The organism is Levilactobacillus fuyuanensis, from assembly GCF_003946395.1.
GTDB classification, from domain to species: domain Bacteria; phylum Bacillota; class Bacilli; order Lactobacillales; family Lactobacillaceae; genus Levilactobacillus; species Levilactobacillus fuyuanensis.
In genome coordinates, this window is the sequence record NZ_RHNZ01000018.1 from 1 (window position 1) to 25,066 (window position 25,066).

At 48.0% G+C, this 25,066-nt stretch carries 25 protein-coding genes; 4 read left to right on the forward strand and 21 right to left on the reverse strand.

Annotated features, from left to right (window positions below):
* The first annotated feature begins 86 nt into the window (after positions 1 to 86).
* Both EKM73_RS09780 and EKM73_RS12970 read left to right on the forward strand, forming a co-directional pair.
* Positions 87 to 440, forward strand: a complete 354-nt coding sequence (locus EKM73_RS09780; protein WP_125701718.1) for a YrdB family protein — start codon at positions 87 to 89, stop codon at positions 438 to 440.
* On the forward strand, positions 424 to 549 hold the full coding sequence (locus tag EKM73_RS12970) for a hypothetical protein (RefSeq protein WP_263853803.1): 126 nt from the start codon (positions 424 to 426) through the stop codon (positions 547 to 549). Before EKM73_RS09780 ends, EKM73_RS12970 begins: the two co-directional genes overlap by 17 nt.
* Before the next feature lie 31 nt (positions 550 to 580).
* Here the strand turns inward: EKM73_RS12970 and EKM73_RS09785 are convergent, their stop codons facing one another.
* The 8 genes from EKM73_RS09785 to EKM73_RS09820 all read right to left on the reverse strand — a co-directional run bounded on the left by EKM73_RS09785 (position 581) and on the right by EKM73_RS09820 (position 7,764).
* Positions 581 to 1,690 (reverse strand): transposase, encoded by a 1,110-nt coding sequence (locus tag EKM73_RS09785; protein ID WP_225421373.1) that lies wholly within the window; start codon positions 1,688 to 1,690, stop codon positions 581 to 583.
* Positions 1,674 to 2,129 carry a transposase family protein gene (locus EKM73_RS09790; protein WP_125701720.1) on the reverse strand — a complete coding sequence of 152 codons (456 nt, stop codon included), beginning with the start codon at positions 2,127 to 2,129 and terminating at the stop codon, positions 1,674 to 1,676. Before EKM73_RS09790 ends, EKM73_RS09785 begins: the two co-directional genes overlap by 17 nt.
* A gap of 247 nt (positions 2,130 to 2,376) precedes the next feature.
* The gene (locus tag EKM73_RS09795) at positions 2,377 to 2,643 is read right to left on the reverse strand and encodes a DUF3781 domain-containing protein (RefSeq protein WP_125701721.1); all 267 of its coding nucleotides are present in this window, start codon (positions 2,641 to 2,643) and stop codon (positions 2,377 to 2,379) included.
* The gene (locus tag EKM73_RS09800; RefSeq protein ID WP_057732296.1) at positions 2,627 to 2,878 is read right to left on the reverse strand and encodes a hypothetical protein; all 252 of its coding nucleotides are present in this window, start codon (positions 2,876 to 2,878) and stop codon (positions 2,627 to 2,629) included. Before EKM73_RS09800 ends, EKM73_RS09795 begins: the two co-directional genes overlap by 17 nt.
* Before the next feature lie 116 nt (positions 2,879 to 2,994).
* Positions 2,995 to 3,687, reverse strand: coding sequence for a 2,3-diphosphoglycerate-dependent phosphoglycerate mutase (locus tag EKM73_RS09805; RefSeq protein WP_057732225.1), 693 nt, complete (start codon positions 3,685 to 3,687; stop codon positions 2,995 to 2,997).
* Positions 3,688 to 3,823: 136 nt separating this feature from the next.
* Positions 3,824 to 4,930 (reverse strand): AI-2E family transporter, encoded by a 1,107-nt coding sequence (locus EKM73_RS09810; protein ID WP_125701722.1) that lies wholly within the window; start codon positions 4,928 to 4,930, stop codon positions 3,824 to 3,826.
* Positions 4,931 to 5,149: 219 nt separating this feature from the next.
* A complete protein-coding gene (locus EKM73_RS09815) occupies positions 5,150 to 6,334 on the reverse strand; it encodes an ROK family protein (protein WP_125701723.1) in 1,185 nt (394 codons plus the stop codon).
* 536 nt (positions 6,335 to 6,870) lie between these two features.
* Positions 6,871 to 7,764: a hypothetical protein gene (locus EKM73_RS09820; protein ID WP_125701724.1), complete on the reverse strand. Its 894-nt coding sequence runs from the start codon at positions 7,762 to 7,764 to the stop codon at positions 6,871 to 6,873.
* 207 nt (positions 7,765 to 7,971) lie between these two features.
* Here EKM73_RS09820 and EKM73_RS09825 point away from each other — a divergent pair, with 207 nt between their 5' ends.
* On the forward strand, positions 7,972 to 9,174 hold the full coding sequence (locus EKM73_RS09825) for a class I SAM-dependent methyltransferase (protein WP_125701725.1): 1,203 nt from the start codon (positions 7,972 to 7,974) through the stop codon (positions 9,172 to 9,174).
* A gap of 459 nt (positions 9,175 to 9,633) precedes the next feature.
* Positions 9,634 to 9,858 carry a hypothetical protein gene (locus EKM73_RS09830; RefSeq protein WP_125701726.1) on the forward strand — a complete coding sequence of 75 codons (225 nt, stop codon included), beginning with the start codon at positions 9,634 to 9,636 and terminating at the stop codon, positions 9,856 to 9,858.
* Between the two features lie 141 nt (positions 9,859 to 9,999).
* Here EKM73_RS09830 and EKM73_RS09835 read toward each other — a convergent pair whose 3' ends face one another.
* The 13 genes from EKM73_RS09835 to EKM73_RS09900 all read right to left on the reverse strand — a co-directional run bounded on the left by EKM73_RS09835 (position 10,000) and on the right by EKM73_RS09900 (position 25,053).
* Positions 10,000 to 10,347, reverse strand: coding sequence for an AzlD domain-containing protein (locus tag EKM73_RS09835; protein ID WP_125701727.1), 348 nt, complete (start codon positions 10,345 to 10,347; stop codon positions 10,000 to 10,002).
* 17 nt (positions 10,348 to 10,364) lie between these two features.
* Complete coding sequence (locus tag EKM73_RS09840; RefSeq protein WP_125701728.1) at positions 10,365 to 11,168, reverse strand: AzlC family ABC transporter permease; 804 nt, start codon at positions 11,166 to 11,168, stop codon at positions 10,365 to 10,367.
* 209 nt (positions 11,169 to 11,377) lie between these two features.
* The gene (locus EKM73_RS09845; RefSeq protein ID WP_125701729.1) at positions 11,378 to 11,872 is read right to left on the reverse strand and encodes a GNAT family N-acetyltransferase; all 495 of its coding nucleotides are present in this window, start codon (positions 11,870 to 11,872) and stop codon (positions 11,378 to 11,380) included.
* 84 nt (positions 11,873 to 11,956) lie between these two features.
* Complete coding sequence (locus EKM73_RS09850) at positions 11,957 to 14,995, reverse strand: YhgE/Pip domain-containing protein (RefSeq protein WP_225421374.1); 3,039 nt, start codon at positions 14,993 to 14,995, stop codon at positions 11,957 to 11,959.
* Positions 14,996 to 15,407: 412 nt separating this feature from the next.
* Positions 15,408 to 16,733: a serine hydrolase gene (locus tag EKM73_RS09855; protein ID WP_225421372.1), complete on the reverse strand. Its 1,326-nt coding sequence runs from the start codon at positions 16,731 to 16,733 to the stop codon at positions 15,408 to 15,410.
* 77 nt (positions 16,734 to 16,810) lie between these two features.
* The gene (locus EKM73_RS09860; RefSeq protein ID WP_125701731.1) at positions 16,811 to 17,986 is read right to left on the reverse strand and encodes a sensor histidine kinase; all 1,176 of its coding nucleotides are present in this window, start codon (positions 17,984 to 17,986) and stop codon (positions 16,811 to 16,813) included.
* Positions 17,987 to 18,339: 353 nt separating this feature from the next.
* Entirely contained in the window at positions 18,340 to 19,029 is a 690-nt protein-coding gene (locus EKM73_RS09865) for a response regulator transcription factor (RefSeq protein WP_020089649.1), read from the reverse strand.
* Positions 19,030 to 19,254: 225 nt separating this feature from the next.
* Entirely contained in the window at positions 19,255 to 19,521 is a 267-nt protein-coding gene (locus tag EKM73_RS09870) for a type II toxin-antitoxin system RelE family toxin (protein ID WP_125701732.1), read from the reverse strand.
* Complete coding sequence (gene relB / locus EKM73_RS09875) at positions 19,518 to 19,751, reverse strand: type II toxin-antitoxin system RelB family antitoxin (RefSeq protein ID WP_125701733.1); 234 nt, start codon at positions 19,749 to 19,751, stop codon at positions 19,518 to 19,520. Before relB ends, EKM73_RS09870 begins: the two co-directional genes overlap by 4 nt.
* A 113-nt stretch (positions 19,752 to 19,864) precedes the next feature.
* On the reverse strand, positions 19,865 to 21,004 hold the full coding sequence (gene guaB / locus EKM73_RS09880; protein WP_125701734.1) for an IMP dehydrogenase: 1,140 nt from the start codon (positions 21,002 to 21,004) through the stop codon (positions 19,865 to 19,867).
* A 197-nt stretch (positions 21,005 to 21,201) separates the two neighbouring features.
* Positions 21,202 to 22,848, reverse strand: coding sequence for a glycosyltransferase family 39 protein (locus EKM73_RS09885; RefSeq protein WP_125701735.1), 1,647 nt, complete (start codon positions 22,846 to 22,848; stop codon positions 21,202 to 21,204).
* A gap of 231 nt (positions 22,849 to 23,079) precedes the next feature.
* Positions 23,080 to 23,634, reverse strand: coding sequence for a hypothetical protein (locus EKM73_RS09890; protein WP_125701736.1), 555 nt, complete (start codon positions 23,632 to 23,634; stop codon positions 23,080 to 23,082).
* A gap of 693 nt (positions 23,635 to 24,327) precedes the next feature.
* Positions 24,328 to 25,053 (reverse strand): DUF1129 domain-containing protein, encoded by a 726-nt coding sequence (locus tag EKM73_RS09900; protein ID WP_125701738.1) that lies wholly within the window; start codon positions 25,051 to 25,053, stop codon positions 24,328 to 24,330.
* Positions 25,054 to 25,066 lie beyond the last annotated feature (13 nt).

Sequence of the window (25,066 nt, forward strand, 5' to 3'; positions counted from 1 at the left end):
TTCATGGCCTTTTTGACTAGTCTGAATAAAGAACTGGTCTAGTAGAGCAGGTGTTGCACTTCAATTTTAAATCGAGGAACTAAAAAATGCATATTCTTTTTCAAATTAATGCGCTGTTAAGATTCTTAGTAGAAATGATAACTCTAATAACAGTAGCTTTTGTAGGTTTTACAAAATATAAGTTACCACTTAATTTACTGATGGGGATTCTAGTGCCAATTGCAATTTATGTGATTTGGTCTATTTGTATGGCTCCTTTATCACCAAACAGAGTGGGCCTACTTTTTAGAATAATGATTGAGATTATCATTTTTGGCCTCTGTGATTATATGATACTAACTAAAATGTCAGTTCGTGTAGGAATTGTATATGGAGTTGTTGTTGGTCTGAATGCAATAATGGCACACATTGGAGATGGAATATATGGCAGTAGTTTATGAAATGGAAACTGTTTATCAAAAATACAAGGGCGAAAAAAACTATGCAAATAAAAATATTAGCTTGGATATAAAAAATAATCAAATTGTTGGTTGTATATGGCGGTCGTAAAATGGTTCTTTCCAGCTTTTGGTGCTAGCCTCTATATCTTGTTCAGCAAAAGTATCTTGGCTCTGAGTGTATCGAAATGGCTACGCCCAAACATGGTACGCTTAATAAATTTAGTCTTAGTGTTTTTACCCTCAACCGGCCCATTGGTATACTCTCGAAATATGATTGAATTCTGTATTGCCGAATAGTCTCGTCTAATGGCAGCACAGGCCTTGTCAATTTCAGCATTATTTAAGGTTTGAGCTGTTTTCAGCCAGGTATCCAGTCCACTTAAATTATAGTTTTCAGACAAAATGACGAAATCAAAGAAAAGACTTAAGATAGTCCGCACCGTAGGAAAACGTTGCAAGATAGTTCGCAATGCTTTTGTCCACTTGCAGGTTTGATATCTCCTGAATATTAAATTCGCCACACTACGACGAGTAATTCCAGTCGAAACTGTGGCAGCAAAGCCTTTGTTTAAGAACTGGCCTTTATACTGACGAAAAGTTCTAAAAGCACGTGGATACCCTTGAGCCACTAAACGGTCATAAATGAATCGACTACTATACCCTAATTTGTTTAGGCGCCTAATCTCTGGCGCGAATGGTAATAAAGTCTGGTTAACTGTTCTCGTTTGGCGAGGATAAATACTGCCCTTCAAATACTTCTTTACGGTACGTGGATCTAAGTTGAATAATCGACCGATTTTAGCAACTGAATAGTGATGACTAGCTTTGATGACCTTAGAAATCAGTATCTGCTTACGTTTCCATGAATCAGACGTGGTTTTAGAAACAACTGAACCACCTGATGTTGACTCATCTTTTACATTTTGCGTTAAAACGCGAGTCGGCAGTGCTTGGATAATGGCTTTCCTAAAATGGTGAGTGATGGTTTTTATGTAGTGAAATCTATCCGAAACCTGAATAATATTTGCATTGGCCTTAGCAATGGCGTTACTGAAAAATCTAGCACCGTCGCGGACAACGAGTTCTAGATTTGGGAATTTCCTTAACCATGCGGCGACAACATCTTCATTTCGACTGGGCAGTAAGTCAATCGTTTGGTGTGAATCCAGATCAACCATGATAGTCCCGTACGTTTGGCGTTTTCGAATAGACCAGTCATCAATGCCAACGTGTCTAACATTGGTATTGATGGGTGTTAAGGTCGTTTTTTTTTAGTAAATCACAGATGGCGGATTTTTTGATAGTGATTCCTACTTTTCCGAGTAACGTTGCCGTGGCAATTGAACTTTGGTCCACGACTGTACGAAGAATAAAATCATCCAAACGCTTTGTCCGGCGGGCGTTATTAGCAGCGAAAGAAAGTCGTTCGGTAAAGACATGGCGACCACAGGCAGGATTCAGACAAACAAACTTACGTAAACGAATAGTCAAGTAGACTGAATGATCAGTTATCGGTAAGTCCTGGAGCTTTCTCCGGTAATAAACCTTTGTCCGAGAAGTGATGCAATGACAATCAGGACAATAGGCTTCTGAAACCGTTGAGTGGCAATTAATCTGATAACGGTTCTGATAAACAGAGAAATCATCAACAATGATGTTGGGTAAATCGAGGATATTGGTTAAATTCATAGAAGGATGCCTCCTCATTACTGCCATTGTAATCACCTGTGGCTGATTATGCACCAAATGCTGGAAAGAGCCATTTTTACGCTATTGACACACAGTACCCACTCTGGCTGCAACTAAAATTATTTATACGACCTATTTCTGCACCTATTTCATGTACTCAAAAGGTCTCATATAATGCAGCTATTCTAGTCCAAGATGACAAAAAACGGCTAATCTCAAATTCAATTGAGATTAGCCGCTATAAATGCTATACGTTATCAACCGTAATTAGCCTGAAATTAAATGAATTAATTGTCAACCTGATATGATGATGCTCATCTGTTACATAATAATTTTTCCCGCACTTCTTGATAGTGGACATCGAATTGGTTAGGACTGTCTGAACCATTGCTTCAATCTCAACTGGTGTAAGACTTACTCCCAACTTTTTGTTCACCCGTTGATACACCAATTCTGTATAGCAGATGTGCTCCTTGACTTTTGCCAGAAACTCCCGATTAGCTAGCGTCCGCATCTTCCGTCACAAACGTATGCTTGTCATCCAACACATACTGGAACTCAACGGCGTTCAACATCAAGCTTGCCCGGAACAATGCCTTGATGCCCTGTTCATTACTCATGACCACAAAAAATTCACGGTCGGTACCACTCACGCGTTGGAAGCTGTCGTACTCGCCAGTGAAACCCTCTTTGCGGAACAGGCCAATAATCTTCATTTTTTCAAGTTGCGTAACTTCTTTGTCTGCCAAATTCAATCTCTTTTCTCTTATTGGAGTTTAGTTGCTAATTATCTATACTGATAGCCAGTTTCAAGCCACGAAAAAGCCGCCCCCACAAACGAGGCGGCTCTGAGTCAATCAGGTAATTACTTACCTAACTTCGTCTTGTTAGTCATGTTTAACTTGTCATCGAAGTCGTAGACAACTGGTTCACCAGTAGCCATTTCGAGGTTCATGATGTCATCGTCGGAGATCCGTTCGATGTACTTGCTTAAAGCACGTAATGAGTTACCGTGGGCAGCGATGATCACGTTCTTGCCGTCGAGTAACTTAGGTGCGATTTGGTCTTCCCAGAAAGGCATAACGCGTTCCAGGGTAACCTTCAAGTTTTCACCACCGGGTACGATGTTAGGATCCAAGTTAGCGTAACGTGGGTCCTTAACAGCTGAACCTTCTGCGTCTGCATCCAAGAGTGGAGGCAAAACATCGTAAGAACGACGCCAGATGTGGACTTGGTCATCGCCGTACTTTTCAGCGGTTTCCTTCTTGTTCAAACCTTGTAAAGCACCGTAGTGACGTTCGTTCAAACGCCAAGTCTTGGTTTCTGGAATCCAAAGTTGGTCGGATTCTTCCAAAACGTAGTGTAACGTCTTGATTGCCCGCTTCAGGACTGACGTGTAGGCGTAGTCGAACTTCATGCCAGATTCCTTGATCTTTTGACCAGCAGCCTTGGCTTCTTCGACACCCTTTTCGCTCAAGTCAACGTCAACCCAGCCGGTGAACTTGTTAGCTAAGTTCCATTCACTTTGGCCGTGGCGAATCAATACTAATTTTGCCATCACTTATAACCTCTTTCTTTGATAGAATACCTTGTTATTTTACACCATCTAGCGGTGAATTTCAGCTTAATTGTGCGGTTCTTTTCATGACACCGCTTACCTATCGTTTTTCTTCCCTCACAAGCTGGTAAATCACCTAGGATTTATCGTCATCCTCATCGGAACCATCCGACTTTCCGTGGTGATGCCGATACTCACGAATCTTCTGCACATCGACCTGTGGCCGCGGATGCAATCCATGAACCGGCCGTACACCCAAGATATCCAGGAAGAACGTGAAGATGGGAACCCCCACAATCAACCCCCAGACACCAAATAACTGTTCACCAGCCAACAGGACCACGAAAGTGTAGAAGATCGGCAATTCCGTTCTACTCGACATGAACTTCGGGTTCAGCACATAGGCTTCCAGCGCGTGGACCACAACAATCATAATCAGAATATAAACGATGTAGCGGAACCCACCGACCGAATAACCCAGAATCGTCAGCGGCACCACGGACACGATGACCCCAGCGACTGGAATCAAGCTCAAGATGAAGATCATGATGGCCAGTGTCGGTAGTTGCGGCATGTGCATGATAGCCAGCACTACCGTCGTAATCACCGTATTACAGAGGGCAATAAAGAACTGCGCCTCCAGCACGACACCAAACGTATTGACGAACTTCGTCGCAAAGAAGTTAATGTCCTGGAAAATCCAGCCATAGGTACTCGTCAAGAAATGCTTGGAGAACGACGCCATCTGCTTACTTTCAATCGTAAAGAAATAACTCAGAATCATCGACATAAACAGCGTTAACCCAAAAGATCCAATGGTCGAAATGTAAGTCAAAACAACCTTAGCCCCGTTTTGGAGCTGGTTAACGATGTCGGAACTCTTAATGTAATCCGAAATCCACCGGATGACCTCATTACCATCCGTCTGCGGGTTCTGGTAGAACTTAAAGAGTGTCTCCCCACCCTTCATGGACGACGTGATCAGCGCCGGCAGGTAGGTCGTAATCGCCAAGTACAGGCCACCAATAATGATGATGTACGCCAGCGATACAATCAATCCCGGTGGCAACTTGACCACCTTTCGCACTGCCTTGACCAATTGTAAAATTAGAAAAGTAAAAATAAACGTTAGCAAGATCATATTCATTTCGGACCGGATCAGCCACAAAATGAAGATCAGCACGACCAACACCACGAAACGGCGGAGTCGAATGTTAGCGATAAACCGTTCCCATAAGCTCAATTATAAATCCCCCATTCCATCTTAATTTTATTATACAACATCCCCGTTGAATCCCTAGCGATTTTCAACAGCTAGTAGTGGGTCACCCGCCAAACTGGCGACACCCCACCGTTTGCGGCTTCGCAGAAAGTTTTGGTCTGGGTCATTTTAGATTAAAAACCGCGGTGAACGGTAGCCCAAAAGCCCCATCCATCGCGGTTCAATGTGAATTCTCTTCAGTTATGACTCAACGCCCTCTAAGACTGCCGACCGTTGATTGCTAAACGTCAATTGTAAGTCATCCAAGCCCAACGCCTTGTGGATAATGGCCGAAGCCCCACCCTTCAAGGACGCCTCCTTGGCATTCTTGGTCAGTAACAGCGGTGCCTTGCGAATGATCGCCATGTCATCGACATATTTTCTCACGGTATCCATCATCTCTGGTAAGAGCTCCAGGATTGGTGCATTCACGATAATGGCGTCCGGTGCAAAGGTATTCGACAGGTTGCCGAGTACCTTGGCCAGGTAGTACGAAAACTCATCGAGAATCGACAATAGTTCCGGCCGGTGTCCGAGATAGTCGCGGCGAATCCGGTTCACGTCCACGTGATCCAGCTTCTGATAGGCCATGATCCGCTGGAGGACGGTGCCTTCTGCGACATACTCGTTGACCGTCTGAATACTCTTTTCCTGATAGCGGTCAGCCAGTGGACAGGTGCCAATGTTACCAGCCTCACCGTTGTGCCCGCGGTAGAGGTGGCCCTCCGTCACGATACCGGCAGCGACTTGGTCCCGAATGGTCACGGAGATCAAGTTACGATAGACGCCCTCGCCCGCGAAATCCCGTTCGTAAATGGCGGACTCGTTAGCCAAGTTTTCCAGAATAACGGGAACTTGGAACTTGTCGCTGAAGTACTTTGCCAAATCAAAGTTCTTGAAGCCCTTCAATGAGGCGCCGAGAATTTGATTTTCATAGATTGTGCCGTCCAGTCCAAAGGCGATGCCCAGCAGGCGATTGTCACTCTCGGCCACGGTCGTCGCGATCTTCTCATCGATCATATCCAGTACCGTCGTGAGATCCACGTCACGAGTGGATACGCTCGCATAATTCTCAGACCGGCCATCCAGCCGGCTGGTAATCATCGAGAACCGTTGCCGTAAAATGTTGATGCTGACGACATAGCCATACCCCACGTTTAGCAATGCCATGACTGGTTTCCGACCACCGTTACGTGTGCTGACACCGTGACCCACCTCGCGGATCAGGCCTTCATGCAGTAGCTGGCTATAAATGTCAGAAACAGTCACCTTGTTTAAACTAAGATTCCGGGAAATTTGGCTACGCGAAATGGGCCCTGCGTTAACGATCTGCTGAAGCACTTGCTTCTCATTAGTTGTCCGCATGATATGTTTGTTGATAATCATAATTTTCTGTAACGTTCGCTCACTGTGGCTTCGTGGTGATTTGGGAATCAAATCAGTTTTAGGTCTCGCCCCATCCCCCAAGATTGGTGCTCACCTAGCCACTGCGAGAAGCGTTACTCTACCCCCCTTAGTAGAATTTTCTGATTCTAAGTATATAGTAAATCACGCTTACCAATTTGGCGTGAAAAACGACTTGTGAAGTTTTTGGGGACTTTTGGGACTATCGCGGCGGGAATCCCTTGCTGTTGTAGGCTTTCTAGCCACTAAATTACTTGCAGACCAATTAATTATATTATATACCCGCATAAACTATTTGTTTGATAAACTTACCATCCTGTCAAATTTTAGAACTCATTCGTTAGAAATGGTAAGTTTGCTTACCAAATTAGATGGCAGGCTTTACAAAATAGATAAAAACGTGTCATTGACTCATAGCCACTGTAAAGTCACCAACGGCCAGCTCGGCCTCGCTAAATACCACAATCCTCGAGCAAATAAAAAGGAACGCCACCGCAGTCGCGCTCCTTACTAGAAATTTATTTCAAATATTGTTGCGTGTACTTCGTCAGGGAAAGTCCCTTCTTGTTAGCCTGTTGTAAGGCTACCCGCACATCCTGGTCACTCATGGCATCAGCCTGACCGCCAGCGGCATTAATCGTTTTCCGGGCATTGCTGATCTGACCATCGGTAATCGTCTTGCCGTCCAGCTCCTTCTGGCTCTGCGTGACGGTGTATTCGTTACTGCCGGAGTAATTACTTGCGGCCTGCTTTTCAGCGGACGTCAGTGAGGCACTAGAGCTGCTCGTGGCACTGCTACTACTGTCCGCAGATGACGAAGACGATGAGGACGCTGCCGAGCTCGTTTCACTCGTTTGACCGGCATTGTTTGACTTCCGTAGGGCCAAGGCTTGATCATACAAGTCCTTGTAGTAGCTCTGACGGAACTTCGCGTTGTTGAAGAGCTCATCCAATGTCGTATTGGATTGTCCATAATTCAAGGCCTTATTTTCACCCTGGGCCTTGTTTAAAATCTGCTTGAATTGTTTAACATTGGCTCTGATTTCCTTGACCTGTTTGTAGCGGTCCTTGGCCCGTTTGACCAGCACCGTTGATGCATTCGTCGTGTCCTTGACTTCCCCGTAGTACTTCTGGGCACTACTAAAATGCCGGGCTTCCAACGCATTCTCGCCAGAAACGTACCGTTGTGTCTGTGTCAGGTAGTGTTGCGCCGTCTGATCGTTCAGCCGCCGCTTTAGAGCATTCTGGAAGTAGCTCTCTGCCTGTGTATAATGCTTGCTTTGAATGGCTGTACGCCCGTTGGCCATTGCCGCTTGGTACTCTTTAGCTGTTGCGTGATGATTCGAATACGCGTAACCGCCAATCAGCAGTGCCACAACGATTGTTGCCACGACCCATACCCATTTTTTCAAAATGAAAGACCTCCGCTGGTAAATTATGCTTATATTATACCATGCCTGTTCCGTGAATCGGTGGATTTTACTGGGCTAAGTCAGGTAAAGAAAAGGTTAAGCGCTTACATCAAAACCTTCCTCTTACGTTTACCCTATTGATAGGCGTATAATGGCGTAGTAATTTTGTTTCTCCATTAAATGGAGGAACCGGAAAGGACCCATGACATGCTTGAAAAAACTTTCTACAAAACGTTTCTGAGCCACACCTTTAACATCCCTGTCCGCGTCAACTATTGGGACGGCACCAGCGATGTATACGGGACCGGCACTCCTGACGTCACCATCACCATTCACGAGGCCATCCCGGTTAAAGAGATCTCTCGCAATGCCTCGATTGCATTGGGTGAAGCCATCATGGATGGCAAGATCGAAATCGACGGTAGCATCGAAGACTTGCTGACGGCCGCTTACGAAAACGCCGACAGTTTCTTCCACAACTCAAAGTTTATCCACTTCCTGCCGAAGCAAAAACACACCGAAAAGGAAAGTAAGACTGATGTGCAGAACCACTACGATATTGGGAATAACTTCTATCAACTGTGGCTCGATGATACCATGACCTACTCTTGTGCCTACTTCGAAACACCTGACGATGATTTGTACACGGCACAAGTCAACAAGGTCCACCATATTATTAAGAAATTAAACCCACAACCTGGCAAAACGCTGCTGGATATCGGTTGTGGCTGGGGAACGCTGATGCTGACGGCGGCCAAAGAATACGGCCTGCACGTCACTGGGATCACCCTGAGCCAAGAACAATACGATTACGTTAACCAACGGATTCAAGACGAAGGCTTAGCCGACGTTGCCGAAGTTCGTTTGGAAGACTACCGTGAGTTGGGTAACGAACAATGGGACTACATCACTTCTGTAGGGATGTTTGAACATGTTGGCCAAGAAAACTTAGGCCAATACTTCGACTGCGTTCAAAAGTACCTGATGAACGATGGGGTTGCCTTGATCCACGGGATTACCCGTCAACAAGGTGGCGCCAACAACGGTTGGTTGAACAAGTGGATCTTCCCAGGTGGTTACGTTCCTGGCTTGATTGAAAACACCACGCACATCATCGAAAACGGCCTCCAGATTGACGACATGGAACCCCTTCGTCGTCACTACCAAAAGACGGTAGAAATCTGGGACAAGAACTTCAATGAACACCGTGATGAAGTTGCCAAGATGTTTGACGAAAAGTTCGTGCGGATGTGGGATCTTTATCTCCAAGCTTGCGCGGCATCGTTCAAATCTGGTAATATTGACGTGATTCAGTATTTGATTTCAAAGGGCCCTTCTGCCCGGATGTTACCAATGACGCGGAGCTACATGTACGATGGTACTCACGCCCAAGCGCCGGTAACGGACTAATTCAAATCTTCAGGTGACCGCGGATCATCTGATACTTAAAGCACCACTCGACTCGGATTGATCACCGGGTTGGGTGGTGTTTTTTGGATTTTGGGTGAATGCTGGCGTGTCGCCTGCGGCTGTCAGGGATTCTGCCGCTGTAGAGGCCGGGAAGAATCAATCACCCGGCCTAACACCGTTATCACGGCTGGCGCCATCCCTGACCTCCTCCGGCTAAACTAACTTTCACCCAATACATAATAATTATCTATCCCAAGGAAAATAGAACTCAAAATGGCCTTCTGTTAAAAGATTTTTGACCTACTTTCTCTGAAAAGCCTGACGTAATAGTCCTTTACTTCATCAACCTGTATAAACCATTATTGGTGATTTTCATCTCTCCTTTTGCTGGACTGATAAGCATGTTATAGTTGGCCTTACCAAGCAAACACAGGTCACCATCTTGAAAGGAGCCCCAAAGTGAATAAGTCATATGTTCATTTCTCGTCACCGAAAGAATTAGACCATGATATTAAACAAAGACTGATTGACCGGGGATGCTCTAACGTACATGCTGAAGAACTAATGGTTGCCTATCGCGAATTAATTAAATCTTGGAAGTACGATTACATGACTCCCAATCGCGGTACCCATCAGTCTGCAGCTAACATTGCTGACAACATTATTATGTATGACAAACTCTAACCTCACGACCCAAACGTGATTCTTAATCGATACAGACGCTGCTGTTCTTCTGAAAGGCTGAGTCATGACAAAATAATTTTTACCCTAAAAAGGGACCTCACCAACCGGCAAGGTCCCATTAATTTTATAAATTTGATTTGGTCACGCCATGAACATCGATAAGATGAAGACGCCAATCAGGCCCACGACAACCGAAATGGCCATCGATCGGGTACGGTAGGCAACGATAATCACGACCACCGCGGCCAACATTTCTGAATACTTGTCGAGTAGCAGTGCGTAACTAGCACTGTCGATGAAGATATCCTTCACGACCAGCGCCGTAAACAGTGATACCGGCACGAACTTCATCCATTCGTTGAACCATTCCGGAATCGCCCGCTTCGTGAACAACATCAGCGGGAAGAAACGCGGGATAAAGGCCACAATAAAGCCTAAGATAATTAGCCAAAAATGTTGCGTACTGTTCCACGTATTAACTGCGTTCATATAGCTCTCCCTGTGTCCTAATTAGCATCCGAATGCTCCACGGCCTTCTTCTTAGACCCCGGACTTCGCAGGCGCCACAGCCAATGACTGTCTGGCAACCGTTTGCGGAGCGTGGCTTCCAAGCCGAAACCGATCAGTGAAGCAATAATTGTCGAAATAACCAACCCTAACGTGCTCTTGGTTAGCATCATGCAGACCGCTGCGAGCACCCCTGAAATCAGGCAAATCACGATGGTCAGGCGGTTCTTGATCTGCATAACGATCATGTACAAGAACAGCGCCGTCAGCGCGAAATTAACGATACTGAGATCAATCTTCAAGGCACTGCCAATCAGACTCCCAACAACGTTACTAGCTGCCCAGAATAGTAAGGAATAATGCTCCACCATTAGAGCTTCCCTACCCGTCCACTTTTTATCAGTGGCAAATTTTAAGTAGTTAATGGCGTAATTTTCATCGTTTAACGAAACCGCGAACATGAAAAGGAAGCGGTTGGATGAGCCCTTTAAGTATGGTGATAAACTCGAACTCAGTAATGCATACCGTAATTCCAGGAAAAACAGCATCAAAACAATTGATAGTAATGGGGAATTAATAGTCAACATCGTGGCAATTAAAAATTGTGCCCCACCGGAAAAGATCAACAAAGAAACTAATCCAGTCAGTAAGGTATTGAACCCTGCCGCGTGTAGCAAAATCCCACAAGCCAGCCCAATTGGAATGTAGCTTAAATTAAGGGGCATGGCTACCCGCAATGTCGACCGCCATAAGGGTTCGTTGGGGTCCGGCACTTGCTTGGGGTTTGGCCGTCGTTTATTCAAGAATGTTTGCCTCCGTCGAATACTCTGAGATATGAAGCAACCTAACGGGTTCCCCCGTTATGCATAAAACCACACGATGATATTTTAACATGTTTCAGGGCATTTTCATATAACATATACAATATTTATCAAGGATGAGCCCGCATTATTCCCGGTTTCATTAAGCGTTTGTGAAAAATCACGGCAAGTTTTCATAACTTATTAACCCATTAGAAATGATGACCATAAACCTCTAAATCAGCGGTAAATCCCGTCATATCCGCAATCGCTGGCAAGTGCCCCCAGTGCGCATAGCCCGCCTTTTCGAAAAGATGCCGACTCGCCTGGTTATGACCGAAGATTCGGGAGATGACGCTGGTGATGCCCAACCGTGGTGCCTGCATGGCCACCCAGTCCACCGCTTGCGTTCCCAGATGCTGTCCCTGATGGTCAGCGTCCAAATACAGCGCAATTTCGGCCGTATGACGGTAGCCTGCCCGATCACTGTAACGTTCCAAGCCCACGAAGCCAGCGGTCTCTCCGTTGCTCTCAATCACCCATAACGGGAAGTGCTGCGGGTCGAACGAGGCGAACCACGGTTGACGCTGGGCCACCGTCACTGGGGTTAGATCGGCAGTGCTCCCTTTCGTGGCGACCGCCTGATTATAGATCGTAATGATTGCGTCCTGGTCACTGACCTCGGCAATCCGAAAGTTAACGGACATACTGTCTCCTCTTTTCTCTCATCTGCAATCCATTATACGCAAAAAGTGCCGCGAAACCAGAGGCTTCACGACACTTCTTAATTTTTAGGAATGAGCATTCGTGTTCGGATCTTCAACCGCTTGTAACTTCTGGTTGTCATCCAATTGCGAACGTCCCATCAAATGCTTCTTCTGCAACCAAATCATCGTTGGCCAGAGCAGTGCTAAACCAAGAATGGTAAAGAGTGCTAAGACCCACAGTGCTTGACCGACCATGCCGGACATCCCCGACGTAATGGCTTGACGGAATCCGAGGATTGAGTAAGTCATTGGCAGGAATGGGTGCACGACGTTGTAGAAGTGGTTCGTCACTTCCATTGGGAACGTCCCACCAGAACCACCTAATTGCAGCATCAGGAGAACCATGGCGATGAAACGACCAGGGTTGTCCAGTAACATTGACAGGAACATAACAATAAACATCGACGCCTCGGCGAAGAACACGGAGATCAGAATCATCTGACCTGGGTGATCGACGGACAAGCCACCAAGCATCATCAATGCTGGTTCAATCAGCCCCATGGCGAGTCCTTCGACGGCACCAATGGAAACCTTACTCAAGAACCAACCCGTAGCGGTCCCGTCTTCGCGAGAAACCTTCCGAATTGGGAAGGCAAAGTTGAAGACCAAGGCCCCAACGTACAAGGCAACGGACAACACGTAAGGTGCTAAGGCGTGACCATAGTTTGGCACGTAACTGTAGCTTTCATGCTTCAGCTTCGTTGGTGCGGCAAACATATCGGCCGTCTTGCTACTCAATGGTTGGGCTTGAATCTGATCAGCACCACTCTTCAAGGACTTGGCTAACGTGCCGTTCCCGTCAGAGAGCTTCTTGGCCCCTTGCATCAACTGGTTACTGTTGTCGTCGAGTTGCTTCGACCCAGCAGCCAATTGGTTAACCCCACTGGTCAGCGTTGGTACCTTGCTGTTCAGTGTGTTTAAGCCAGAAGTCAGTTGACCTGACCCGTTCATGAGTTGTGCGGATGAGCTGGTCAGCTTGTTGCCAGCAGCGGTTAACTTGCCCGTGTTGGCGTTGAGCTTGTTGACACCGGCAGCGGCTTGGTTAATACCAGAGCTTAATTGGGAAGCACCAGTTGAAAGCTGCTTAGAACCACTCTTCAGAGATGGTCCATTCTTAGCTAATTTAGCTGAACCATTTAAGATTTTAGCCACACCATTAGTCAGCGTTGGTACCTTCGCATTTAAGCTAGAAACACCATTATTTAATGTCGTTGAGCCATCGAAAGCAGTCTTAACTCCGTCTGTATAAGCTATAAGGCCGGAATTCAAGCTCGTAGCACCAGCACTAACCGCATCGGCGCCCTTAACTAGGGTATCAACATCATCCGAGCTATCTGCCAACTCTGAAAGTTGACCTAGTTTTGCTTGTAAGGCTCCCAAATCAGCATTTTGCGCATCACTAAGCGTTGTGTTAAGTGATTCTACTTGTTCCTTAGTTAAACCAGTACTACTTACTTGCGTTACCAATACTGATAAGGTTTTTTGTAATTCTGTAGATGCAGCTGTCACAGCTGCAGTAGCATTGGCTAATGCTGTACCATCCGCTGCAGTATCATTTGTGTTTGCAGTATCGTTCTCGATTTTTGCTTGATCAGCTTGAGCAGTTTGCAACTGCGTTTGTAATTTTGACAATAGTTGTTTATTCTTCGAACTGTCATCTGAGGCAGCAATTTCCTTAGCTGTTGTTTGGGCATTAGCTGTTGCTTCCTTAGCCCCATCAAGTGCACTCGAATTACTACTTGATGCTCCAGATGATGCATCTTGTTGCAGCGCATTGGCAGCTTTCTTTTGCGCGTTTAATGCCGCATTCATTTGAACCTCTGCAGCCATTAAATCCTGCACTGGTTTCGTCAGTGCCGACACCATATCCGTTAAGCTCGTATTGCTCTTGAGCGCATTTAATTCCGTAAGTAACGTATTAGCACTTTTCAACTCATCTTGGGTATCTTTATCAGTCAACGCACCCAACTTAGTTTTAACCTTCTGAACACCAGCACTAACCTGTGCCGCTCCATCAGCTAAAGTACTAGCTCCAGAGTTTAAGTCCCCTGACTTACCATTCAAGGTTGATAACCCATCGTTAAGTTGCTTACTACCTGTGGATAGTTGTGAAACACCCTTCTTTAAGGGCCCAACTCCGGAGTTCAATTTCTTAACACCGTCATTAAGCTGGTAAACCCCATTAACATACTGATAAGTCCCCGTGTTCAAGGTCTTAGCACCCGTAGCCAACTTGTTGGCGCCAGCTTGCATCGTTGGCATCTTAGCACTCAGTTGGCTGACACCACCAGTAAACTGGTTAACCCCACTAGCATACTGTCCAACCCCACTGGTATACTTCGCCAGCCCGGATTGCAGCGTCTGCGAACCAGTCGACAGCTTTTGAATCCCGGTAGCCAATGGCTTAACGGAAGTCTTCATTTGTTGCAGACCGTTGTTCAGCGTGTGGACCCCAGTCGTGTAGGTGTTCAGACCATCCGTTAAGGTAACCGTCCCGTCCTTTAACTTGGCGGAACCCTTGGCAGCCTTGTCCATCCCTTGGCCGACAGCGTAGATCTGCTTGAAGGTTGCTTGGGCGTAAGCCTTCGTCACCTTGGCGCGGATTTCGCTATCCAGCTTGGATGACCCCACTTCACTCATGACTTGGGCAATGTAGTTAGCAGAACCGTTCGTCTTGTAGGTAAACGTCATCTTCTTGGGATTCTTGTTCAGCGCCGTGGCGGCGTTGGCAGAGAAGTTCTTAGGAATCGTGATCACCGTGTAGTACTTGTGGTGCTTCAACCCATCGGCCGCCGTCTTAGCGGATACGAACTTCCAACCCAATTGCTTGTTCTTCTTCAAATTGGTAATCGTTTGATCCCCAACGTTTAGCTTCTGGCCCTGGTAAGTCACCGGCTTATCCTGGTTGACCACCGCAACGGGCAGTTCGCCGGTCTCCCCATACGGGTCCCAGACCGACTTCAGAAAGAAGATACTGTAGAGGAATGGAATAAACATAATGGCAAGAACGGAGATTAAAATCAACCGATTATGCCGAATGTAATTCCATTCGCCTTTAATCATATTCACAAATGCCAACTCCCTTTATCCTCAAAATTACTTTAAAATTGCGCGTTTTAAGCTAATAATAAAAGTATCTTCGCACATTAATGCTTGACTTGTCAAAAATACAACACGCCATCGACAATCTTTAGAAATCGTCACCATTCCTATCATGTCGGCGTTCAGACATTCTCACATATAATAAATTAAATTTCATTGGGCACAACGTTCAGGTAATTTCCTAACGATATGCCTAATTGTAGCGGGCTTGAACGGCAACCACCTTGACCGAAATCAAGTTGAATGGCGCTATTAACCATGATAACCGAAAATAGCGCAACCGGCACAACTATTTTACCAAAACTTGTGAAATTAAGTGGTTGCACAAAAAAAGTCGCTCACCAGCTGGCAAGCGACTCTTCAATCTTCTCATTTAGAATAAAGCGACAATTGACCGCCACATCCGGACGAAGACGTTCGCCTTCTCAACGGATTGCGTCACCTTCAATGGCACCTTGGTCGTCTTGGTATTGCCCAAGAAGCCTAACTGGTCGCCCTTCAAGGAGACGTTAGCCGTCCCGATCGTTGCGTTCTTAGTCACAGGCGCTTCCAAGTCACCCTTGTTGCTGTACTTAGACTTCAACTGCGTCTTAGCGGAAACGTTGCTGGCGACTTGGTCATCACGAATCCACAACTTGATGTCCTTGGCCAGTGCTGTCTTAGCGGTCTTGGCCTTGGCATCGTGAGTCGTGACTGTCTTAGCACCCTTGATTTGCGTGCCAGCCTTGTAGCTGACCGTCTTAAAGTTGTTGTAGACGTAAGACATCATCTTTTGTGTTTGTTGGAAACGGGAAGCGTCGGTCTCTGACTTGTGCGCTGCATGTAGCACCACCGTCACAATCCGGTTACCATCGTTGTTGGCCGTCCCAGTGAAGTTGGCACCGGCAGCGTCAGACGTCCCGGTCTTCAGGCCATCCACGTGCAGCTTTGAATAGGAAGCGGACAAGCCCTTCAACATCCAGTTCCAGTTATCCATCTTGGTCGCGTCATTCGTGCCCTTTTCAAACCACATTTTCTTAACGCTTGTCGTCTGTAAGACTTCGGGGTACTTGTTCAACAGAGCGACTGCTAATTTAGCTTGGTCGGCTGCGGACCATTCGTTTTCTGCGGAGCCCTTAACGTTGCTGTAACCGAGGTTGCCAACTTGCTTGTTGGTCAGCCCACAGGCGTTGTAAATCTTAACGTCCGTCATCCCCAGCTTCTTGGCTTGCGCCTTCATCTGAGTCACGAATGCGTGCGGTGAACCCGCCACGGCACTCCCCAAAGCTTCGACAGCCCCGTTAGCCGAGTAGATCAGTGAGGCTTGATACAAGGCCTTAACCGTGTACTTGTGGCCGGCCCGTAAAGGCACGTTAGACAAGTTCGTGTTTTGCGCGACCTTGGCAATGTCCTTACTAATGGTAATCTTTTGGTCCCACTTCAGCTTGCCTGACTTGATGGCGTCCAGCACCATGTAGATCGACAACAGCTTCGTCATCGAAGCAACTGGCAGTGCTTGGTCAGCGTTCTTGTCATACAAAATCTGACCGGTCTTGGCGTCAACCGCGATACCGGCCTTGGCCTTCAAGTTAACCGTGGTACTGTTGCTACTGGTTGCGGCGTGGGCCGTAACCGGTGCACTCAAACTACTGATACCACCAGTGACCAGCGTTACCGCGGTCACCAGCCCAACAACGAGTTGCCGTAATCGTTTCATCATTAGAATCAAAACTCCTCTATCTTATGTAAGGCCAGAAACGGCCCTTGTTTTTTATGCCAAATTTAGCGATGCACTACTTAACTGACTGTACCCGGCGTCTTCAAACGTTGCGGGATGGCCAATGGCTGGTCGTGCTTGACCGGCAAATGAATCACAAAGCTGGTCAACGCATCGTCCGACTCCACGTAGATGTACCCACCGTGAAGGGCCACGATACTCTGCGCAATGGCCAGTCCCAAGCCGGTCCCGCCGGTTTCCTTGGAACGTGACTCTTCAACCCGGTAGAACCGTTCGAAGATCATGTTCAAGGATTCTTTAGGAATCTTCGGCCCATCGTTGGTCACGCGGACCTCCAGTTCGGTGGGACTGAGTTGGTTCGCAACCAAGTTGATATGTTTCCCACCATCGCCATACTTCAAGGCGTTGGAGACCAAGTTGTTGAAGACCCGCACCAACTTCTCCGGATCGGCCTCCATCATCATCGTTTCCGATGAATTCTCAGCACCAATCGTCATGCCCTTCTTCTGGGCCTCCAGCTCAAAGCTGGCCCCCAACTGTTCGAGCATCGCTGCCAAGTTGATATTGGTCAAGCTCAGCGGCGTATCCGTTTGGCGAACCTTGGTGTACTCGAAGAGGTCATCCACCAAGGATTTCATCTGTTTAGACTTCAAAAATGCCGTGTGCGTGTACTTGAGGAGGTCATCCTCACTGTGATACTGCTTATCCTCGATCAGTCCCAGATAGCCGATAATCGACGTTAACGGCGTTCTGATATCGTGACTGACGTTGGTGATCAGCTCATCCTTGGATTTCTCAATGGCCCGTTCCTCATTCATCGAATTGATGACGGAATCGACCAGTGCGTTGACGGAATCCACGACTCGCTGAACGTCGCCGCTAACCCGAAACGGAATCCGGTGATCGAAGTGGCCATTGGCAATGTAGTGCAGCTCATCAATGATGTGCCGCAATTGCATTTGCCGGTAACGCCGAATCAGTCGCCACCAAACGACCAACGCATCGGCCACCAGCATCAGGCCAATGAACAGGTTCTCCCAGCTCCAAAGTTGAAAGTGGTTGGGCCCCAAGACGACGGATCGTTTGATAATAAAAATCCCATCACGCAAGCCAGGATTACTCTCAATGGCCTGTACGATCAGCACCAGTAAGGCCAGGTTCAGCATCAGCAGGAGGATGACGGTCACGACCCCTTCCATGAACAGCGCACTCTTCTCGCGCGTGGTTAATTTCATGGTTGAGCCTCCCGGATATTAAATTGATAAGTGTTGATTAAGTCCATGTTGCGCTCCTACTCTTCTGGTTACGGTTTGGATTGTTGTGGTTTGGCTTCGGTAGCTTTGGGGACTGATCGGACTCGTGACTTGGGATAGTTTGAATCGTGATTGCTCAGTGATCAAATTTTCTCAGGTCATTTGTCTGTTCGGTTTAGGTTGCCGAACGCCGTGATCAGCCTACGTTGCCGAAACGTGTTCCAGCAGGCAGCCGATTCCGCTTAACCCCGCTAAGCCAGAAATCCAGGTTCGGGATTTCTAACTTAGCGACGTTAATGCTCATCAGCTAACCGCCTGCTTCCACACTCTTCTCTTTATCGTGACTCGATCTTATACCCGACGCCCCAAACAGTCTGAATGACCTTTTCGCCGTTGGTGGCGTCTTCGATCTTATCCCGTAAGTGACTGACGTGGACCATGACGGTCTTAGCTGAAACGATGCTTTCCTGACGCCATACCCGTTCGAAAATTTCGTCCGCAGAGAAGACACGGTTTGGGTGACTAGCCAGTAAGTAGAGGATTCCGAATTCCAAAGCCGTCAGGGAAACCGTCTTGCCGGCAATCGTTTTAACTTCGTGGGAATCCTTGTTGATGGTCAGCGTGCCAATATCCAAGATATCAGGGCTGTCATCGGTCACTTGGTCTTGGCTCCGCCGCAACAGCGACTTGACCCGCGCCATAACTTCTAAGGGGTTAAATGGCTTGGTGACATAATCATCGGCACCAGAAATCAGCCCTTGAATCTTATCCATGTCGCCGGTCTTGGCCGACAGAATTAGGATTGGAATTTGAGAGTCTTTCCGGACTTCCTTCATGACTTCGATTCCACTCATTTCAGGCATCATGATATCTAAGATCATCAAAGCAATGTCTGGCGTGGTGTGGAGTTTGGTCAAGGCTTCCTTCCCATCGTAAGCGGTGATAGGTTCGTAGCCTTCATTTTTAATGTAAATTTCAAGTAATTGTGCAATTTCTTTATCGTCATCGACAACTAAAATTTTCATGTGGTCTATTCTCCTTTAATCGGCTAGGCTAATTCACTAGCGGTCCTGCCCCGTAGGTCTATGTCTATTCTAACAAATAACCTGGGCCAAGCGACCGGAAAACCCGAACCTTTAGCCGGGCGTAAGGCACTTAACCATTCCTTAATCTTACACTATTTTCGAGTGACTCGCCAACCCAACAGTTAAGGTTCAATTAAGCCCAAATCATGGCTATCTCTCACCAATCTAGCCGTAAATATCGCGTCGATGACCGATTGACAGCGTCAAAACCACCAGCTTGTCAGCTTGCAACTCACAAATAATTCGGTAGTCACCCACTCGATAACGCCATAGCCCGGCAAGATTGGCTGTCAACGCCTTACCCTTAGTGGTCGGGTCCGCAATCCCATCAATATTTGCATAGAGCCATCGTGAAATAATCATGGCTTGATGTTTGTCCATTTTGCGTAGTTGCTTAACGGCGTCATGGCTGAATTCCAAACGATAGCTCATTCCTTGAACCCACCGAACTCGTCGATGACCTCCTGCATAGAGACCGTCTTTTGACCACTCTCTTGATAATGCTTGTACGCCGCCTCAGCCATCAAGGTATCGTATTTGTCCTCTAACTGTTCCATCGAGTACTTCTTAATAAGATCAGATAGCGACGTACCATAGAACTCTGCCATATGGGTCAGCCAGTCCTTCTCAGCTTCACTAACTCGGATTGAAATCATTGCCATTCGTCTTCACCTCATTTGTATTACATTGTATTACGTCGGTCAGACAAAACCTAGCGGATTGCTCAAAAAAAAGCTAACCCCCATGTCTCGAGTTAGCTTTTTCCAGTCATGATTTATTTGTAATTAGGTGCGGCCTTCGTGATCTGAACGTCATGTGGATGAGATTCAATCAACCCGGCGTTAGAGATCCGGACGAATTGGGCGTTGTCGATCAGGCTCTGCACGTTGGCACTCCCAGTGTACCCCATGCCGGAACGCAAGCCACCGACCATTTGGAAGATGATGTCATTCACGCTACCCTTGTATTCCACGCGGGCTTCGATACCTTCTGGCACCAGCTTGTTGGCTTCGTTGACGCCGCCTTGGAAGTAGCGGTCGGCGGACCCGTGGGACATGGAAGCGAGACTCCCCATCCCCCGATACGTCTTGTACTTCTTGCCACCGTCTTCGATGATGTCGCCAGGGGCTTCGTCAGTCCCAGACAGCATGGACCCAAACATCACGGCGTTTCCACCGGCGGCCAAGGCCTTCACGATGTCACCGGAGTACTTGATGCCCCCGTCGGCGATGATCGGCTTGCCAAATTCACGGGCCACGTTGGCAGCGTCATAGATGGCGGTAATCTGAGGAACACCGACACCGGCAACCACCCGCGTCGTGCAGATGGAACCAGGACCGATGCCGACTTTAACGACATCGACACCGGCTTCAAACAGTGCCCGCGTGCCTTCACCTGTCGCAACGTTACCCGCAATCAGCGTCGCATCTGGGAATTGTTGGCGAATCTCGGCGACTTTGCGGAGCACCCCAGCGGAATGACCGTGCGCCGTATCGATGATGATGGCGTCGGCACCGGCCTTGAGTAAGGCGTCGGCCCGGTCAAACGTGTCGGAGGTAACCCCAACGGCAGCGGCGACCAACAAGTGATTGTTGGCGTCAACGGCAGCGTCTGGATATTGGTCGGCATCGTTAGCGATGGCCTTCACGTCGGCAACCATTTTGGCTTGTGATGAGGCACTCATGTTTTTGTGGATGACCCCGAGGCCCCCGTTACGGGCCATGGTCGTGGCCATCGTGGTCTCGGTGACCGTATCCATCGAGGCACTTAAGAACGGAACGTTCAGCTTCAAGTTTGGCGCTAATTGGACACTCAGATCGACTTCATTCGGTAAAACGTGGCTTTCTGCGGGTATTAACAAAACATCATCAAATGTGATTCCTTCTTTAGCAAACTTCGTGTCCCAATTAGACATAGTTGATATCGCTCCTCTTTAATTTAGTCTCAGGCTCGGTTAGGAATCCTGGGAGATATTGTTTCTAAATTTACCAGTCTAGGCCACTCAGGTCAAGGACTCTCACCGAACTATCATACTTCAATCGAATCCACCGAGTAAATTAACGAGTTGCTGAATAACTATCTATCTAATTGGTTTGCTCATTCTACGAATCATCATTTTCGCTGATACAGCCAATAGGTCACGTTAACTCCTTCAAAGACCTGCGTATGCTGGGCGACACAGCGGTAGTGGCGTTTTAGGTTCTTTGTCAGCTTACTAGTACCCGGATTCAAGTTACCACTGGTAATCCGGCCACTGCCCCCCTGCCACTGACTGACAGTCTTGCCAGCCGGCGTATTGAGAACGACCCATTCCACCTGATGGCGGCGAATCACGTTGCGCTGCGACTGCAGGATCTGCGGGGCCGCACTCTGCGGAATGTTGTAGTTCTGGAAGAAATACGTGCTTGGTACCGCTCCAGACGCTGTGTAGAAACCCATGTCGATCGACCCGTAGTTCAAGAGGGTCAGCCGCGTTCCAGCCGGCGTTTGCCGCCGCATAAGCCGGCCAAAGTCGACCTGAGCGGGTTGCTGGGGCTTCGTCGTCTGTTTTTCCGTAATTGAGGTGTTGTTCGGGAAGATCTTTGAATCGGTCACGTTATTGTTGACCCCTAGCACCAGAAATAGGCTCAGTAGCAGGGTTACCAGGATAGGGAACGGTGCATCCCCCGTCGGCAATGACACGTGGCTGAAGAAGACTTGGCAGAAATACACGAATGGCAGGACGAAGAACCCAAAGTAGATCAGCTGGTAATACTGGTAGACCGCCCCCGCCTGATAACCGTACAGTGCCAGCAGGTCGCACCCCAACGCACTCGCTAGGTACAGTCCCCGACTGAAGTTGGTGGTAAAAATGCCGCGCTGAAAGATCACGACCAGCGTCCCCACGACCCCAAGCAGGAAGAATAACACGTTGCCCCAGTAGAATTGCGAGACCAGCGTGACCGACTGGACCAGATTGGCAAAGGCCGCCACGGAGGAGGTCAGGTAAACCTTGGTGTTGAATAAAATATACACGTTAATAAAGGCTCGCAGCGCCCCAGTCATCAGAAAGTAGATTAACCAAGGGAGCGTCGCCAGTAGGAACCCGCCGGCACTCCACCCGATGACGCGGCCCAGTTGCCGCCACTGCCGCTTGACCAGTAGTCGCCCCACAATCACCAGGTAGAACACGATCCAAGCGCCTAGCAGCGTGTATTTCGACAGAAAGACGATACCGACCAGCGCGCCCTGCGCAAAGTACCACCAGTGACTGACGCGAAAGTCACGGCGATCCAGTAGCACCATCAAATAAATCAGGGAGAGCAACAGCGGTAGCGTGAAGAACTCCACCGTGTCGCCGTAATCGTAATACGGATGATACAGGAATAATAGCGGGGAAAGTAAGGCCGTCAAGAGCGCCGGCAACTCGCTGGCGTTCAGTAACTTGGCTAATTTATAGACCAAAAACATGGCGACCGTGACCGTGGCAATCTCAACCAAAAAGATCAGCAGGAAGCTTCGCGACGAGACCAGGTAGGCCAACCCATGCAGAAAGTAGACGTAGGGGCCCTTCTGTTCAAAGATATCCTTGTACGGAACGATCCCGTGCATCATAGCTTTGCCCACCGTGAAAAAGGCGTTATTGTCCGGCGACGTATCGAAGTAGAAGGCCGGTGACGTGTAGGAGCAAAATGTCATGATAAACGCGCCAACGATGGCTAACAGCCCCAACGACTGACAGTCCGGACTGCGCAATTTCAAGCGGATTCGCTGCAACATGGTGACCCCTCCTCATTAATTCGGTGAATAATCAATCTGAGCGGATAAGAAAAGGCGTGGTTGCCCACGCCTTTTCCCTGCGTTAAATGATCGCTGTATCGCCCGATAGCTTCGGAAAGAATCTCAATCGGCAACACTCCTAAAGTCCTATCGTTCTGGCTGTGATCCAACGTCCCTTAACTCATGATGTCAGTCTACGCACTTACGTCATCTACGAACAGTAAACGCACTCTATTTGTAAATGTAGTAGCGAATCTCGTAAGGCTTGTAGCCCTTTTGATAAACAGCAAAGTGGAAGTACTTGCCACCTTCGTCCAGCTTCTTAGCTTGCTTCTTGGACAGCTTGATATCGAACCGGCCGTTCTTGGCAACACGGAACTTCTTGACTTCCTTACCCTTGCGGTTGTAAAGGTAAACTTCTTCACCCTTCTTGCCCTTTTGGAATAAGATCTCGCGGGCGTCCTTCCGATAGTGCAAACGACCCCGTAACTTCTTGTCTGCGGCGACTCTCTTTTCGCGCTTAGCTAATCGCTTGGCTACCTTCTTCGCTGGCTTTTTGGCCAGTTTCTTAGCGGGCTTCTGGCTACTGCTTTCAGCAGAGCTGATTTCGGCCGCGCCCCCAGCTTCGCTAGACCCCATGGCTGGCCCAATCAACGCACTACCGGCATTGCTACTGCCACTTGCGGCATCGGCGTCGCTTCCGTCGGCATTAGCGGTGGTCGCAATGGCCCCAGCAGCGAATAGTGCAGCAACTAATCCCAGTACGTACCCAAAGATTTTTTTCATAAAAAATCCTCCCCACGAAAATGAAATTTTTCATCAAGCCACTAACTGGCTCAACTACTTGGTGGCATCATAGGTCTTTTATGAATGGACGACAAGCCATAGAATTTAGCGACTTAGCGGTAAAATAAAATCAGTGGGATTGGCGATGAGTGCTGGGGATTTTGTCTCCTGCCAATCGGGTGGTGGGCGAATAATGACTATGGTAGACGGTGTGCTGTGATAATCAACTATCGCCTGCGGTTGCCAGAATTCTGCCTGCTGTGGGGACCGGTCCAAGCCAAAGTGCGGTCTTGGACCTCGACTTGAAACCTCATGAACTCATCCACACTATCAATTGACCGTCAGTAAATTACAAAAAAGGCCCCATCTAGCAGCCACCACAAGGGCAACGACTAGACAGAGCCTCATTCCAATGACAATTTTAACGATTGCTTTAGGTTAACCACGCCAGATTCAGCAACCGGCAGAGCCGGAGGGAACCAGGGATGGCGCCAGCCGTGATAGTGCTGTTAATTGGCGTTTTTCAGCCGATTTACAGCACGGGACGCCTTGGAGACACGCGGTTTGGGCGTGGCTTCAAGGCGAGCTCGCAGACCGTCCTTTGGCTGCGGGCGGTCCCCACAGCGGCAGAATCCCTGGTTCCCGCAGGCGGCGCCAGTTACCAGTCTCTCTCGTTACACCTGAACTAGGCGATTAACCGAAGAACCCACCGTTGATCTTGTAAGTCCGTCGAATCCAGAACATGGCTGCGATGGAGACCAGGCCCAAGATGATACTTGGCCATGGCATCAGAATTGGGTTGACGACACCTGGCAGCATTTGTGCCAAGTAGAACAACGCCATCCAGACCAGGAACCCAACTAAGACGATCAGAGCCCGTAAGAACCCATTGAGCGTGTGCTTGATCTTAGGACTGAATAGCCGTGGCATGATTGGCAGGATGAACCCAGCAATCAGGGCACTGACGGTGATGGCCGTGATCCCAACGGGACGACTGGTCGTCATCAGTTTTGGTGAGAAGAGGTACATGATCCCAAACATCAAGTTAAAGATCATGAAGAACGTCAGCGAGTTGTAGATCATGTTTGGCCAGTAGTTGCGCCCAAACAATTCGTTATCTGGCCGTGTTGGCCCTTCAACAACTTCCTTGACCCGTGCTTCGATGCCACCGTAAGTATTCTTACCCGTTTTCCCGCTCTTTTGGCCCTCGACCAGTTCATTGACCATGTCTTGTACGGCCTGTGCCTTCTTTTCTGGCGTGAGCTTGGTCTTTTCGAGTTCCTTGTTGAAGCGGTACATGTATTCGGCGTTACGCTTGGTCAACCCAATGTTATCAAACGCTGCCCGTTCACTCACAGCGACGTTATTACGCTTCTGGTGAACGCCCGCATTCCGCGGAGTTTGCTTGTTATCACTCATCTACTTCTGTTCC